The sequence below is a fragment of the Gibbsiella dentisursi genome, from assembly GCF_039539505.1.
GTDB lineage: Bacteria > Pseudomonadota > Gammaproteobacteria > Enterobacterales > Enterobacteriaceae > Gibbsiella > Gibbsiella quercinecans.
On the sequence record NZ_BAABDG010000011.1, the window covers coordinates 84194 to 100430 of the forward strand.

Below are 16237 nucleotides of genomic sequence, written 5' to 3' on the forward strand. Positions count from 1 at the left end.
TCTGAAAAACTATGCTGATCCCTTCAAAACTGAGCCGTCCGGTACGGCTGCAAAATACCGTGGTGCGCAATCGCCTGCTGGCAAAGTTGGCCAGTGCGGCAAACTATCGCCTGACGTTGGTCAACTGCCCGGCCGGCTATGGGAAAACAACGTTAGTGGCCCAATGGGCCGCGGGCAAAGCGGATTTGGGCTGGTATTCACTGGACGAAAGCGACAACCAACCCGAGCGCTTTGCCAGCTATCTGATCGCCGCCCTGCAACAGGCCACCGGCGGCCACTGCGTGAAAAGCGAAGCACTGAGCCAAAAACACCAATATGCCAGCCTGCCCGCGCTGTTCGGCCAACTGTTTATTGAGCTTTCGACCTGGCACCAGCCGCTGTATCTGGTGATTGACGACTACCATCTGATCACCAACGACATCATCCATGAGGCGATGCGCTTTTTCCTGCGTCACCAGCCGGAAAACATGACGCTGATGCTGCTGTCGCGCACGCTGCCGCCGCTTGGCATCGCCAACCTGCGCGTTCGCGATCAGTTACTGGAGCTAAGCAGCCTGCAGTTGGCGTTCAACCATCAGGAAGCCAAGCAGTTCTTTGATTGCCGTTTGTCCATGCCGCTGGAGCAGCACGACAGCAGCCGCCTGTGCGATGAAGTTGAAGGCTGGGCCACCGCGTTGCAGCTGATCGCCCTTTCCGCCCGCCAGGCCACCTCCTCCGCCCAGCTTTCCGCCAAACGGCTGGCCGGGCTCAACGCCAGCCACCTGACCGACTATCTGGTCGACGAAGTGCTCGACCACGTCGATCCCGCAACCCGCGCCTTTTTGTTGCGCTGTTCCGTGCTGCGCTCGATGAACGATGCGCTGATCGTCCGGCTGACAGGGGAAGACAACGGCCAGCAGCGCCTGGAAGAGTTGGAACGCCAGGGGCTGTTTATCCACCGGATGGACGACACCGGCGAATGGTTCAACTTTCACCCGCTGTTTGCCTCTTTCCTGCGCCAGCGCTGCCAGTGGGAACTGGCGATGGAGCTGCCCGGCCTACACCGTGCGGCGGCTGAAGGCTGGCTGGCGCTCGGCTACCCGGCGGAGGCCATTCACCATGCGCTGGCCGCCAACGATGTCAGCATGTTGCGGGATATCCTGCTGCAGCACGCCTGGTCGCTGTTCCACCACTCGGAGTTGGCCCTGTTGGAAGAGTGCCTGAATGCCCTGCCGTATGAGCGCCTGATCCAAAACCCCAAGCTGGCGCTGCTGCAAGCCTGGCTGGCGCAAAGCCAGCACCGCTATAACGAGGTGAATACCCAGCTTGAACGCGCCGAGCAGGCAATGCTTGAGCACAAGATTGAGATCAACCCAACGCTGCATGCGGAATTCAACGCCCTGCGCGCACAGGTGGCGATTAACGCCGGCAAGCCGGAAGAGGCCGAGCGGTTGGCTGCCGAAGCGTTAAAATTCCTGCCGCTTTCCAGCTACTACAGCCGCATTGTCGCCACCTCGGTCACCGGCGAAGTGCACCACTGCAAAGGGGAACTGGCGCGGGCGCTGCCGATGATGCAGCAAACTGAGCAAATGGCGCGCCGCCATCACGCCTACCACTACGCGCTGTGGGCGCTGCTGCAGCAAAGTGAAATTCTGATCGCCCAGGGGTTCTTGCAGGCCGCCTACGAAACCCAGGATAAAGCCTTTGAGCTGGTGCGCGAACAGCATCTGGAACAGTTGCCGATGCACGAATTCCTGCTGCGCATCCGCTCGCAGATCCTGTGGTCGTGGTCACGGCTGGACGAAGCCGAGGACGCGGCGCGTGAAGGGCTGAACGTGCTTAGCAACTATCAGCCACAGCAGCAGTTGCAGTGCCTTGCCATGCTGGCGAAATGCTCGCTGGCCCGGGGCGATCTGGACAACGCCAACGCCCACCTGCAACGCTGCGAGGCGCTGCTGCACGGCTCGCAATACCATCGCGACTGGCTGACCAACGCAGACAAGCCGCGCGTGATTTACTGGCAGATGACCGGCGATACCCAGGCGGCCGCCAACTGGTTACGCCACACCGAAAAGCCGGGTATGGCCAATAACCACTTTATGCAGGGCCAGTGGCGCAATATCGCCCGCGTGCAGATCCTGCTCGGGCAGTATGAAGAAGCGGAAGTGGTGCTGGATGAACTGAACGACAACGCCCGCCGCCTGCGGCTCTCAAGCGATCTTAACCGCAATCTGTTGTTGAGCAACCAGCTGTATTGGCAGATGGAGCGCAAGAACGACGCCCAGCGGGTATTGATCGAGTCGCTGTCGTTGGCTAACCGCACCGGCTTTATCAGCCACTTTGTGATTGAAGGGGAAGCCATGGCGCAACAGCTGCGCCAGTTGATTCAGCTCAATACCCTGCCGGAGCTGGAACAGCACCGAGCCCAGCGTATCCTGCGCGACATTAACCAGCACCACCGGCACAAGTTTGCCCACTTCGATGAGAACTTTGTTGAAAAGCTGCTGACGCACCCGCAGGTGCCGGAGCTGATTCGCACCAGCCCGCTCACCCAGCGGGAATGGCAGGTGCTGGGGCTGATTTACTCCGGTTACAGTAACGATCAAATCGCCGGTGAACTGGCCGTGGCCGCGACCACCATCAAAACCCATATCCGCAATTTGTATCAAAAGCTGGGCGTCGCCCACCGCCAGGAAGCCGTGCAGCAGGCCCAGCAGTTGCTGCGGATGATGGGCTATGGCGCCTAGCGCAGCTGTACACCCCCTATCGGCGACGGTGCTTACCATGGCGCCAGCCTGCGGCCGGGAAAGAACCCCATCCCGAAAAGGATGGGGGTGAAGCAAAATCGTGCTTACTCGGTTTCTTCTTCTTCAGCTTCGTCGTCATCGCGCAACGGCACGATCAGCATGTCGATATGCACGGTGTTGATCAGTTGGCGTGCTGAGGACATCAGCTTGCTCCAGAAGTCCTGGTGGTGGCCGCACAGCACCAGATCCATATCGTATTTTTTGATGGCATCGACCAGCACCTGCGCCAAATCGCCGCTGCCGCTCAGGGTTTGGGTAATCGGATAACCAGCGTTCTGCGACAGTTCGGCCAGTGCGTGGCGGGTTTCTTCAGAGATGCGCTTTTGCATATCGCCAAGGTTGACGTCGATCAGGCCGGTGTAAAGATCGGAATAGTTAACATCCACATGAATCAGAGACACCTTCGCATTATACGGCCGCGCCATAGATACGGCTTTCTCTACCAGAGTCTTGCTTTCTGGCGATAGGTCAACCGCGATCAGAATGTGTTTGTAAGCCATGAGAATACTCCTTCCATATAAGGCTGATTAAAGAGTTAGCAGGTATTCGGCGTTGCAATCCGGCGCTTTCGGTTTACCTGCATAATATCATTCAGATAACACAGTGATATGTTGGTGCGATCACACTGCACTGTATCAATCGATTCTGTCACCGTTACGCTTCCGTTTTACACCGACCGCGCTGAAAATCCTATTATTTAAGTGGATATTACTCGCCTGCGCGCCAGAAAGATAAGCGTATCTGCTCAACAGTATAGTCTGATCGCCGTTACTCATCGCGCAGTAAAAAGCTGTGGTTATGCGTTATAACCAAGTGGTAGGTGACAATCGAACGGATTGCGATAAATTTTTATGCATGATGCAGATTGGTTTGCGTCTCATTATCCTACAATAATGAATAGCGGCCTCGCCGTTCCCTGTGTGATTTTAATAGCAATACCCCCTGGGGGGCTCTGACGTGGGCGATGCGCCAGAAAGTCGTTGAATTTGTGGTAGTGGTTGGGTGGTTGACCGCGGTGGATTGCCGCGGATGACAACGCCTTGAGGAGGGGAATCATGATCAGTACCGTCGCGCTGTTTTGGGCTTTGTGTGTGGTCTGTGTGATAAACATGGCGCGTTATTACTCTTCTCTGCGGGCGCTGCTGGTGGTATTGCGCGGCTGTGACCCGTTGTTGTATCAATACGTCGACGGTGGGGGCTTTTTTACCACGCACGGCCAGCCGAGCAAGCAGCTAAGGCTGGTGTGGTATATCTACGCGCAGCGCTACACCGATCATCATGATCCCGAGTTCATCCGCCGCTGCGAGCGGGTGCGCGGCCAGTTCGTGCTGACTTCCGCCCTGTGCGGCCTGGTGGTGATAAGCCTGCTGGCCATGCTGATTTGGTATTGAGCCCATCCTTTGTCATACCGCTATCTACAGGCATTGGGTGATATACAGACGAAAAAAATGCCAGTCAGCTTGCTGACTGGCATCGTATTCTGCGTGGATGACGCTTAGATCAGCTTGAGTGCCAACCAGTAGAGCCCGCCGGAAAGCACGATCGATACCGGCAGGGTTAATACCCATGCCATCAGGATATTCTTCACGGTTTTGCTCTGCACGCCGCCGCCATCGACGATCATCGTCCCGGCAACAGCAGAAGACAGCACGTGCGTGGTGGATACCGGCATCCCGGTATAGCTGGCCACGCCGATGGACAGCGCGGCGGTCATCTGGGCCGATACGCCCTGAGCATAAGTCATGCCCTTCTTGCCGATCTTCTCGCCGATGGTGGTCGCGACGCGGCGCCAGCCCACCATGGTGCCCAGCGACAACGCCAATGCAACCGCAACGATAATCCACAACGGCGCATATTCAACGGTTTGCAGCAAATCCTGGCGCAGGTTGTTGAGGAAGCGCTTATCTTCTGAGGAAGTTTCCGGCAGCTTGGCGACGCGGCTTGCGGTATCGCTAACGCACATCAGCAGGCGGCGCAGATGGCTGCGCTGTTCAACCGTCAGTTGATCGTAGCTTTGCAGATCGTTCAGCAGGCCGGTGGTGTATTCCAGCGCAGGCAGCGCGCTTGAATTGTCGCAGTGGAATTCCGCTTGATCGCCAGCGGTGCTATCCGCGATAGCACCCAACGGCTGCAGCGTCAGCACATGCGACAGCGAATCACCGTGCAACTGATAATACTGCTGCAAGTGGTTAACGGCATCACGCGTGCGTGTAATGTCATAACCGGTTGCATTCATATTGAGCACAAAACCGGCAGGAGCAACGCCAATCAGCACCAGCATGATCAGACCAATGCCTTTCTGCCCGTCGTTAGCGCCGTGCGAGAAGCTAACGCCAATAGCTGACAGGATCAGTGCGATGCGGGTCCAAAACGGCGGTTTGCGTTTGCCGTCGACCTTTTCGCGTTCGGCTGGGGTCATATGAATACGCTGGCGTTTTTTAGTACCGCTCCAGTAACGACGCAATATAAACACCATCACCCCGGCGACCAGCATCCCCACCAGTGGGGAAAAGATCAATGACAGGAAAATACTGATCATTTTCGGGATGTTCAGCGCATCGACCGCTGACGTATGGGTCACCAGGGCATTGGTTAACCCCACGCCGATAATGGCGCCGATCAGCGTATGGGAACTGGACGCCGGCAGACCAAAATACCAGGTGCCAAGGTTCCAAATAATGGCGGCCAACAGCATTGAGAACACCATCGCTAACCCGTGCGCTGAACTGACGTTCAACAGCAGATCGGTCGGCAACAGATGAACAATGGCATAGGCGACACTCAAACCACCGAGTATGACGCCAAGAAAGTTGAAGACACCTGCCATGACGACCGCAAGTTGCGAACGCATAGCGCGAGTATAAATGACAGTAGCAACCGCATTGGCCGTGTCGTGAAAGCCGTTAATGGCTTCATAAAACAAGACAAACAACAGTGCGAGAATCAACATCAGGCCGGTATGAAAATCCAGGCCAGCGAACAAATGCAACATAAGCGTTAAGCCAGGTTGGTGGACATGAACGCCGCGCATTATCGGTGACAATCGGTGCCGGGGAAAAGCAAAATATGACGTTTTTTTGATTTCAATGTGACCATTTAATGACAAGCAGACAATAAAAATAATTAATTTCAATGCATTATCTGGATTTTTGACCTGTAATAATTTCTTACTTTCTTCGGTTATTATCCCCCATTAAGCACTTTTTCTCGGTAAATTTGCCGATGAGTGGCGGCGAAATAGCGTAAAATGGCGGCCTTTTTACGGCAGTTGTGATTTTCGAGGGGCTTGGGTGGAACAGTTTGATGTCGTCATAATCGGTGCGGGCGCGGCGGGGATGTTTTGCGCGGCGCAGGCAGGGCAACTCGGCTGCCGGGTGCTGTTGCTGGATAACGGCAAAAAACCGGGCCGAAAAATCCTGATGTCCGGCGGCGGGCGTTGTAATTTTACCAACATGCACGCGGAGCCGGCGGCCTATCTTTCCAGTAACCCGCACTTTTGTAAATCGGCGCTGGCGCGTTATACCCAATGGGATTTTATCGATCTGGTCAACCGCTACGGTATCGCCTACCACGAAAAAACGCTCGGCCAGTTGTTTTGCGATGAATCGGCCCAGAAAATTGTCGATATGCTGGTGCAAGAGTGTGAGCTGGGCCAGGTCTCGCTGCGGTTGCGCAGCGAAGTGCTCAGCGTAGAAAAAACCGCGGCCGGGTTCGAACTGCAGCTTAACGGCAGCAAAGTGAGCGCTCGCTCACTTGTGGTGGCCAGCGGCGGGCTTTCGATGCCGGGGCTGGGCGCAACGCCGTTCGGCTATAAGCTGGCGGAACAGTTCAGCCTGAAAGTATTGCCGACACGGGCCGCATTGGTGCCGTTTACCCTGCATAAACCGCTGTTGGAACATTCGCAATCGCTTTCCGGCGTTTCGGTGCCGGCAGAGATCACGGCGGAAAACGGCACCCGTTTTCGTGAAGCCATTCTGTTTACCCACCGCGGCCTGTCCGGCCCGGCGGTGCTGCAGATCTCCAGCTACTGGCAACCGGGTGAGTTTGTGAGTATTAACTTACTTCCTGCATTTGATTTAGCGGGGTTTCTTGATGAGCAACGCCAGGCGCACCCGAACCAAAGCCTGAAAAACACGCTGGCACTGCATTTGCCAAAACGGTTGGTAGAGTGCCTGCAAACGCTCGGGCAACTGCCGGAAGCCACATTGAAGCAGCTTACGCCAGGCCAGATCGCAACGCTGGTCGATAACCTGCAAAACTGGCGGGTACAGCCCAACGGCACCGAAGGCTACCGTACGGCGGAAGTGACCATCGGCGGCGTTGATACCCACGAACTTTCCTCAAAAACGATGCAGGCCAACAAAGTGCCCGGCCTGTATTTTATCGGTGAAGTGGTCGACGTGACCGGCTGGCTGGGGGGATACAACTTCCAGTGGGCCTGGAGTTCTGCCTGGGCATGCGCGCAAGCGCTGGCGGCGGCGTTGTAAAAATAAGGAGATAGCCGGCTACGCTATCACCTTATTAAGAGTAAAAATCAGAAACGCCATTGAAACCGGCGTTAACGCTATTGTCCTGATAGCCTGACGACAGCAGGCCATCTTTCTCACCAGTTAACGCCTATCGGCTAAGCCTCGTATTCGGGCAGGTAGCGCTACTGCTACCTAGAACTGGTAGCCTAATGCAACGGCAAAGATATTATCGTTCTTTATCCCCAGTTTATTATCATCATTGAGCCGGTTGATTTTATAGTCCACGTAGGTGGACATGTTTTTATTGAAATAGTAATAAGTACCAATCTCAATATGCTTTACCAAATCGGCACTGCCGATATTTTCAATATCTTCTGCCTTCGACTGGGCATAAGACACCGATGGGCGGAAGCCGGATTTGAACTGATACTGGGCCACCAACTCTATTTTTTTAGCTTTATTAGCAAAACCATTAACGCTTGTCGCCGTATCGTTAATCACCGCCGTGCCGGAAATTGGCACAATGTTGTGGCTTTCAGAGTAAGTCGCGGCCAAATAGACGCTGCCAGGATCGTATTTCAGCCCAACGGCCCATATATCGGCCTTATTCCCTTTGCCGTAGGTACCCTCTTTCTGCGCGCTCACTCTGTTGGATGAGGCATAAGCTGCGCCCACGCGTAATCCATCAAAGACTTCATAGCTGGAAGATATGCCCCATCCATCACCGTTAGCCTTGCTGGCAGAACGGTTGTCATTCTGGTTTTTTTGGTTTTTCCCCTGATACTGCACAGCAACATTCAAACCATCAACCAGGTTAAAAAAGTTATTGTTACGGTAAGTGGCCACGCCATTGGTTCGGCCATTCATAAAGTTGTCGGTCTTGATATACGTGCCGCAACCAAATTCCGGCATCATGTCGGTCCAGGCGCCGATATCATAAATAACCCCGTAATTGCGGCCATAATCGAATGACCCCATATTTTTATATTTCAGGCCAGCAAACCCCAGGCGGGTCTTGGTGTCTTTGGTGCTGTCGGCTTCGGTGTGATTAGCCGAAAGTTGATATTCCCATTGCCCGTAACCTGATAATTCCTCTGTAATCTGGGTGCTGCCTTTAAAACCAAACCGAACATAAGATTTATCACCGTTATTATCAGCATCCTTGGATAGGTAATGGAGTGCCTTGACCTTGCCATATAAATCAAGCCTATTGCCGTCCTTATTGTATAATTCCGCAGCAGATGCTGCATGGGTAAATAACACTGCCGGAATGATAATGGCGCAATACTTACGTCTCATCGGGGGTCCTGTTTTGTTTAATTAAAAGCCAATTACAGCTTACGAGGGAAAATGCGGGGTGTTTCAAGCCAGGATAATATCGGTTTTTTATGATGTATTTATGACGTTTTCTCATCAACGTCTTTGCGGCCGCTATTCTAGACGGTTATCTCTTCAGATCAAAGCGGTATCACCCTGATGCGGTGTAAAAATAACCCATTGAAGAAAAAATATTGCGCGGCTATTTTCTGCGGTAGCGAATGAGTTAATTTGTGCTCACGCAACCATGGAAAAAAGATAACAGGATAATAATTAGATTATCACCCATTAAAAACGGATGACCGGGATAGTGTCGCCAAAACCGCAATTAACACTTCAGGGTAAAATAATATCCGCGGGCCGCAGCAACGGAGACGCCAAGGTAATCAGCGACCGTCAGAAAAGGGGTAATATCATGGGGTACCGTCTTGGTGGTTAACACTTCCACCACCGCACATCCCGCTTGTTGCGCGGAGACCAAGCCGGCGAACGAGTCCTCAAAGGCAATACAGTCTGCGGCCTGAAGATTGAGCCGGCCGGCCCCTAACAGAAAAGGCTCTGGGTTTGGCTTACCATGCTGAATATCCTCACTGGTAACCAATACTGGCGGAGCCGGAAACCCTACCCGTTTAATCCGGGCTGAAGCCACTTTCAGCGAACCAGATGTCACAATTCCCCAGGGTACAGCGAGCCGCTGCAGCGTTAACAGAAATTCCACAGCGCCCGGAACCGGCGTGATACTCGCCGTGTTACACGCTTCAAAATCTTCAAGCAGGGTAAATTCATGCACTAAAGCGGCGTCACTGGCCCCAGGCATGAAATGGCGCAAGGTTGCCATTGCCGGTTTTCCATGCAGATAACGCCGGACGGCCTCACTGTCCAACCCTTTGCTATTGGCCCAGGAACGCCAGGATTCTTCTACGAAATCAAGGGAGTTAACCAAAGTACCGTCCAGATCAAACAGCAATCCTTTGAAATGCATTTCTGCCCCCTGCCGTGCAAAAAATAGGTAGGGTTATTTTTATCTCACCCGGCAGCATGCATTAAAGGGTAGAAAAGTCGCTTTTATATTTATTTTGTTATCTCCCCTATCTTGTTGAGAAATTTGTGACATCGATCCCAAACAGGAAAATAGTTTCAATAACGATAAATGTCGTTAATTTACATTGCATTATCTATGATTCGCTATAGGTGGCAAAGTATGACAGGAGTCACAAAAATATAACGAGGTTCTTTTTTTGCAGAAAAGGTGACTTTTTTACTATAGGAACTTTCCCGATAACGATAAAGGATTATAGGCATGTAACACGGGGCGTCATTCCTGTTCATCCAAATTTATCAGAAATACGATTAACGTTTTCGGGAGTGGTTATGTCAGAGCGGGTAACGTATAAATGCGAGCTGAAAGAAGGTATCCATGCGAGACCGGCAGGCCATATTGAACGCCTTTGTAATACATTCCAGTCAGAAGTGATATGGAAAAATTTACGGACGGGGTTACAGGGGAACGCCAAGAGCGCGCTTTCCATCGTCGCGACGGATACCTTATTGGGCGATGAATGCCAGATCGCATTGCAGGGTGACGATGAGTTCGATGCGGCCATGCAGCTTGCAGACCTGCTTGAGAAATTACCCGCTTTTGACGTTGATCGGGATGATGATGAAGAAACCGCTTCGCCATCTGGCTACCTGCCGCGGGCATTACGTGAGACAAAACCGCATTTTATTGAGGGCGCACGTATCGGCGGCGGCGTAGCGATGGCGAAACCGCGGGTTATCCAGAGCCTGTCTTTCGCAGAAATACTGGCACGCGCGCCGGGCGGCGAATCGGCCCCCCAAAGCGAAAAAATGCGCCTGCTGGACGGGTTAGAAAAACTTAAACAGGAAAAGGACGCCGCCCTGCAAAATAGCCGTGGCGTTGAGCACGATATTATTCAGGCGCATTTGTCCATTATTACGGACGTGGCGTTCCAAACGGCGATTAGCGATTATATCAATGAGAATAAAAGCGCCTGGGTTGCCATTGTTTCCGCGGCAATGGATTTTTGCGAAATTCTCAACCAGTCTTCCAGTAAATATATCAAAGAACGGGCACTGGACGTTTTTGATATCACCTTGCAATTGTTGATAAAAATCTACGGCCCGCATGCGTTGCCGCAACAGAGTCTTGAACTACAAGAGCCCGCCATTATTCTCGCCAACAGTTTGACGCCCAGCCAATTTCTGGCAATCAATAAAAAGTATTTAACCGGGCTGGTTCTCACCGCGGCGGGCAAAACATCCCATACGGCGATTCTGGCGCGCTCGCTCGGTATCCCGGCGCTGGCCAGCATCGATTTTTCATCGCTGAATCTGGATCCACAGCATGAAATCATTATTGATGGCGATCTCGGCCTGCTGATCGCTACCCCCAGCGAGAACGTGGTGCGCTATTACCACAATGAAATCAGCACGCGGCACCTGATGCAGCAGCAAATGTTGGCCGATGTCCATGCCAAGGCCTGCACCACCGATGGCCATCGTCTTGAGATCGCCGCGAATATCGCCAACCTTGAAGAAGCCGCGGTGGTTTTTGCCAGCGGAGCCGAAGGCGTCGGGCTGTTTCGCACGGAAATGTCGTTCATGGATCGCGCTACGCCCCCGGATTTTGCAGAGCTGTCCGCGCTTTATACCCAGGTGGTTAAACTGGCCGCCGGCAAGCCAGTGACCTTCCGCACGTTTGATATCGGCGGCGATAAACCCGTCGACTATTTAAGCATAGGCACAGAGGAAAACCCGTTTCTGGGATACCGCGCCGTGCGCACCTATCCCCATTATCTGGCGCTTTTCAAGATGCAGCTGAAAGCGATTTTAAGCGCTTCGGCGGTGGGCAACGCCAAAATCATGATACCGATGATTGCCAGCGTTGATGAAGTTGCCTGGTGCCGGGCGGTATTGGCATCGGTTAAGCAAGAGATGGTAACGGCAGGCCAGCCCTTCGATACAGAGATCGAACTCGGTGTGATGCTTGAAGTCCCCTCCGTGATCTTCGCCATCCCCGAAATCGCCGAATATGCCGATTTTTTCAGCGTGGGGAGTAATGACCTGACGCAATATTTGTTTGCGGCCGACCGCGGCAATAACCGAGTGGAAAGCGTTTACGATAATTATTCGCCCGCTTTTTTAAAAGCGCTGCAATTCGCGGTTGATGAAGTCCACCGCGCCGGAAAATGGATCGGTCTGTGCGGTGAACTGGGCGCCAGTAAGGATTTTCTGCCGGTATTCATCGGCATGGGATTTGATGAGCTTAGCATGAGCCATGCCGCCATCCCCGCCGTCAAACATGCATTGCGAACGTTGAACCACGCAAAATGCCGGCAATTAGCGCAGGCGCTGGTGAAGGCAAAAAACTCATCCGCGGTAAAAAACCTGCTTGCGCATCCTGATGTAAAAGCGACCGCGGTGAAACCGGTTTTAGCCCAGGAATTTATTCTTTGCGGACTGGAAGCCAATGATAAAAACGAAGTCATTAAAAAAATGACCGATAACCTCTGGCTGCGGCACAGAACGGATAATCGAGAAAAGCTGTGTGACGATATATGGCGCCGCGAAGATTCATTCCCGACCGCGGTCGGCTTCGGTTTCGCTATTCCCCATACCAAGTCTGATTATATTAATGACTCGGCAATCAGCGTCGCTCGTCTGGCGGCACCGGTTATTTGGGGCGAGCAGGAAGTGGATACGGTCTTTATGCTGGCCATCAGTAAAACCGCAGGTGATAACGAACACATGAAGTATTTTTCAACGCTGGCCAGAAAACTTATGAATGAGGAATTTCGACATGAAATAAAAAACGCAACCACCTCCGAAGAACTCTACAACCTTATAGTCAGAACATTAGAAGTCTGAATATAAAAAAGTTACCTCATTTTAAAAAGTCGAGGTTTATATGTTTAAACTTTTAAAAAATACTAAAAGACATTTCATGACGGGCGTGTCGTACATGATTCCTTTTGTCGTCGCCGGTGGTGTTCTTCTGGCATTGGCAGTCATGTTCAGCGGCAAGGCAGCGGTACCCGATCATGGTTTTTTAAAAGCCATGTCAGAAATCGGCATCGCCGGCCTGACGTTATTCATCCCGATTTTGGCCGGTTTTATCGCCTATTCCATGGTTGAAAAACCGGGGATTGCGCCCGGTGCGATCGGCGGTTTACTGGCGAATCAGATGGGGGCCGGTTTTCTGGGCGGGATGCTCGCCGGTATTATTGCCGGCCTGGTGGTCTATGCGCTGTTGCAATGCATCGCCAAGCTGAAAGTGCCCGATTTTCTGCGCCTGATTCTGCCGATTTTTATTATTCCGTTGATCGGTACTTTCCTGACCGGGCTGGCTATCTATTACATCGTGGGCGATCCCGTCGCCTGGCTGATGAAATGGTTAAGCGTCTGGTTATCCGGCATGCAAGGCGCCTCATTCGTTATTCTCGGCGCCATCCTCGGTTGCATGATCACCTTCGATATGGGTGGCCCGATGAACAAGACGGCGTTCTTCTTTGCCGTCGCGCTGATCACCACCAACCCACAGCTGATGGCGGCCGTCGCCGCGCCGGTATGTACCCCGCCGTTGGGCATGGCGCTGGCAACCTTCTTGTTCAAAGGCATTTTCAATGATGAAGAGCGTGAAGCCGGCAAACCGGCGCTGATCATGGGGTGCATTGGCATCAGCGAAGGCGCGATACCTTTCGCCGCGGCCGATCCGATGCGGGTGATTCCAGCCAATATGATTGGCGGCGCGGTGGCCTCGATTATTTCGCTCTGGTTTGGCGCCACCAATGCCGCTCCGTGGGGTGGGCTGATTGTCCTGCCGGTTATCGGCAACCCGGTTGGCTACGTCATTGCCATTATCGCCGGCGCATTAACCACGGCCGTCGCCGTGAAGGTTCTAAAAACCGTAATGAAACCCAAGGCATCAGAGAAGAAAGACGATGATGGCCTGGATATTTCTTTTGACTGAAAAAGCAGGAGTTATTATGAAAAATACGTTGAAACAATATGTCGATTATATCGTTAAAGGCGGTAAGTCTACGATGCTGGGCATTGGCCCGATGTCGCCGGCGCTGATTCAAGCCTGCTTTGAGCTCGGCAAAGAAAAAGATTTGCCGCTGATGTTTATCGCCAGCCGCAATCAGGTCGACGCCGATGAATTCGGCGCCGGCTATGTGAATAACTGGGATCAATTCCGCTTTGCGGCGGATTTAAAAACCATGGCGGAGAAAGTGGGCTTTGACGGCGATTATTTCCTGTGCCGCGACCACGGTGGCCCGTGGCAGCGCGACAAGGAACGTAAAGACCATATCCCGGAAGCCGAAGCGATGGCACTGGCGCGCCGTTCTTACAAAATAGATATGGATGCCGGTTTCGATCTGCTGCATATCGATCCGACCAAAGACCCGTATGTTGTCGGCAAAGTGATTGATATCGAGCTGGTGCTGAGCCGGACGGTAGAGTTGATTCGCTTCTGTGAAGAATATCGTGAAGAAAATAACCTTAAAGAATTCTTCTATGAAGTGGGAACGGAAGAAACCAACGGCGGCCTGACCGATATCAGCGCCTATGAAGATTTTATCGTTGAGCTTAATAAACGCCTCGCCGCTGAAGGCCTGCCGCAGCCGTTGTTTATCGTCGGGCAAACGGGGACATTAACCCGCCTGACCAAAAACGTTGGCCATTTCAACGATAAACAATCCGCCGCGCTCTCCGCGATCAGCACGCGCTATGGCGTCGGGCTGAAAGAACATAACGGCGATTATCTGCCCGATGACATTTTGCTCAAACACCCGGGTCTGGGGATCACCGCGATGAACGTTGCCCCCGCTTACGGCACGATCGAAACCCGCGCTTACCTCAAACTTGCCGCGGTTGAGCAGGATCTTGCCGCGAAAGGGTTTATTCCATCCGCCTCCGAATTGAAAAGTGTCTTAACCCGTGAATGCGTGCTAAGCCATAAATGGGAGAAATGGATGACGGATGAACATAAAAATAAAACCGAGGAGCAAATTTTCAGCGAGCCGGATTTGCTGAAAGAAATTCTGGAGCTGAGCGGCCACTATAATTATGAGAAGCCCAACGTCGTGCGTGAAATGCAAAAAATGTTTGCTAATCTGAAATCATTCGGCATTGAGCCAGAACGCTATGTGGTGAATAAAATTAAGGACATGATTCAGAACGAGGCCGAATGCTTTAATATGCCAGGCCTGACCGCCCGCGTTGCCGCAGCACAGTAACAAGCAAAAAGGTAAACATGATGACTATTCTGGTTGCAGTGACTGCCTGCCCGACAGGCGTCGCACATACCTACATGGCCGCTGAATCTTTACTTATTGCCGCCCAGAAAAAAGGTTGGGAAATTAAAGTAGAGACGCAAGGCGCCACGGGTATTGAAAATGAGCTAACGCCTTCCGATATTAATAGGGCTGATATAGTCATATTAACGAATGATGTCACTATTAAAAATGAAGGCAGGTTTTCCGGTAAGAAAATAGTTCGGGTAGGCGCTAATACCGCCGTTCGGCATGGCGATAAGATCATGCAGAAGATTGCAGAAAATCTCGGTGTAAATTGATGTATTAACGGCAAGGGGTGGGCCCCTCCTTGTTCTTTTAATAATGACCGACGACGAACAGGTTTCTATAATGAATCAGCTTGAACAGTTAAAGCAGCGGACAATTATTGTCGCTGACAGCGGTGATATTGACAGTATTATTGCGTATCAACCGCAGGATGCTACCACCAACCCGTCGCTTATTTATAAGGCGGCACAGCTTCCGCAATACCAAAAATTAGTTCGTGATGCCGTATTTTCCGTTAAATCACGGCAAAAGAATGAAGATAAACTGCTCGGTGAGATTGCGGATTACCTTGCTGTGAGTATCGGCACGCTGATCCTGCAAAGCATCCCGGGGCGTATTTCAACGGAGGTGGATGCCCGCCTGTCGTTTGATACCGCAGCCAGTATCGCCAAGGCGCGGGAGCTGATTGCCCGCTATGAGGAAAAGGGGGTGGGCAAAGAGCGCGTCCTGATTAAGCTGGCTGCAACCTGGCAAGGCATCCGGGCGGCAGAAACGCTTGAACAAGAAGGCATCAAATGCAATCTGACGCTGTTGTTTTCCTTTGCGCAGGCGCGGGCATGTGCGGATGCCGGCGTATTTCTGATCTCCCCCTTCGTCGGCCGTATTTCCGATTGGTATAAAGCCAAAAACCCGGGCGCCGTTTACGCCGTTGAGCATGATCCCGGCGTGGAATCGGTCAGGAAGATTTACCACTTTTACAAGATGCATGGGTACCAAACCATTGTGATGGGAGCCAGTTTCCGTAGCCCCGAACAGGTGCTTGCCCTGAACGGTTGCGATCGCCTGACCGTTGCGCCACAGCTGCTTGATAAATTGAAAAATACCGATGGCGATCTCCCCCCTCGGCTCAGCTATGATGGTACGGTACAGACCAAACCACAGGTAATGAGCGAACCTGAGTTTTATTGGTCTCATAACCAGGATGCGATGGCCGTGGATAAACTGTCTGAAGGGATCCGTCTGTTCGCGATTGATCAAAACAATCTCGAAGCATTGCTAAGCCAGTATCTCTGAAATCGCGGGCAGGAAACCTAGCCGCCGGTATCGGGCGAGCTATCCA

The 16237-nt window shown here is 52.6% G+C and carries 12 protein-coding genes; 8 read left to right on the plus strand and 4 right to left on the minus strand.

Features of this window, described 5'->3' with window-relative positions:
* Positions 1 to 11 precede the first annotated feature (11 nt).
* Entirely contained in the window at positions 12 to 2726 is a 2715-nt protein-coding gene (malT, locus tag ABFX35_RS22630) for an HTH-type transcriptional regulator MalT (protein ID WP_279024702.1), read from the plus strand.
* Positions 2727 to 2830: 104 nt separating this feature from the next.
* On the opposite strand, the gene uspA is transcribed toward malT, so the two are convergent.
* The gene (gene uspA, locus ABFX35_RS22635) at positions 2831 to 3286 is read right to left on the minus strand and encodes a universal stress protein UspA (RefSeq protein WP_279024700.1); all 456 of its coding nucleotides are present in this window, start codon (positions 3284 to 3286) and stop codon (positions 2831 to 2833) included.
* Positions 3287 to 3841: 555 nt separating this feature from the next.
* Here uspA and uspB point away from each other — a divergent pair.
* Positions 3842 to 4177 (plus strand): universal stress protein UspB, encoded by a 336-nt coding sequence (gene uspB / locus ABFX35_RS22640; protein WP_095846718.1) that lies wholly within the window; start codon positions 3842 to 3844, stop codon positions 4175 to 4177.
* A gap of 104 nt (positions 4178 to 4281) precedes the next feature.
* On the opposite strand, the gene pitA is transcribed toward uspB, so the two are convergent.
* Positions 4282 to 5778 carry an inorganic phosphate transporter PitA gene (pitA, locus tag ABFX35_RS22645; protein ID WP_346083011.1) on the minus strand — a complete coding sequence of 499 codons (1497 nt, stop codon included), beginning with the start codon at positions 5776 to 5778 and terminating at the stop codon, positions 4282 to 4284.
* A gap of 298 nt (positions 5779 to 6076) precedes the next feature.
* Between pitA and ABFX35_RS22650 the strand changes: the two genes are divergently transcribed.
* A complete protein-coding gene (locus tag ABFX35_RS22650) occupies positions 6077 to 7273 on the plus strand; it encodes a BaiN/RdsA family NAD(P)/FAD-dependent oxidoreductase (protein ID WP_346083013.1) in 1197 nt (398 codons plus the stop codon).
* Positions 7274 to 7447: 174 nt separating this feature from the next.
* On the opposite strand, the gene ABFX35_RS22655 is transcribed toward ABFX35_RS22650, so the two are convergent.
* Together ABFX35_RS22655 and ABFX35_RS22660 are read right to left on the minus strand one after the other, a co-directional pair.
* A complete protein-coding gene (locus tag ABFX35_RS22655; protein WP_279024694.1) occupies positions 7448 to 8554 on the minus strand; it encodes a porin in 1107 nt (368 codons plus the stop codon).
* 346 nt (positions 8555 to 8900) lie between these two features.
* A complete protein-coding gene (locus ABFX35_RS22660) occupies positions 8901 to 9554 on the minus strand; it encodes an HAD-IA family hydrolase (RefSeq protein WP_279024692.1) in 654 nt (217 codons plus the stop codon).
* 209 nt (positions 9555 to 9763) lie between these two features.
* On the opposite strand from ABFX35_RS22660, the gene ptsP reads away from it, so the two are divergent.
* The 5 genes from ptsP (at position 9764) to tal (ending at position 16191) form a co-directional block, all read left to right on the plus strand.
* A complete protein-coding gene (gene ptsP / locus ABFX35_RS22665; protein WP_346083015.1) occupies positions 9764 to 12460 on the plus strand; it encodes a phosphoenolpyruvate--protein phosphotransferase in 2697 nt (898 codons plus the stop codon).
* 40 nt (positions 12461 to 12500) lie between these two features.
* Positions 12501 to 13562, plus strand: coding sequence for a PTS fructose transporter subunit EIIC (locus ABFX35_RS22670; protein ID WP_279024690.1), 1062 nt, complete (start codon positions 12501 to 12503; stop codon positions 13560 to 13562).
* A gap of 16 nt (positions 13563 to 13578) precedes the next feature.
* Positions 13579 to 14832, plus strand: coding sequence for a class II D-tagatose-bisphosphate aldolase non-catalytic subunit (locus ABFX35_RS22675; protein WP_346083017.1), 1254 nt, complete (start codon positions 13579 to 13581; stop codon positions 14830 to 14832).
* 20 nt (positions 14833 to 14852) lie between these two features.
* Positions 14853 to 15170: a PTS fructose-like transporter subunit IIB gene (locus tag ABFX35_RS22680; protein WP_095846709.1), complete on the plus strand. Its 318-nt coding sequence runs from the start codon at positions 14853 to 14855 to the stop codon at positions 15168 to 15170.
* A gap of 70 nt (positions 15171 to 15240) precedes the next feature.
* A complete protein-coding gene (gene tal, locus ABFX35_RS22685) occupies positions 15241 to 16191 on the plus strand; it encodes a transaldolase (RefSeq protein ID WP_346083018.1) in 951 nt (316 codons plus the stop codon).
* Positions 16192 to 16237: the final 46 nt, after the last annotated feature.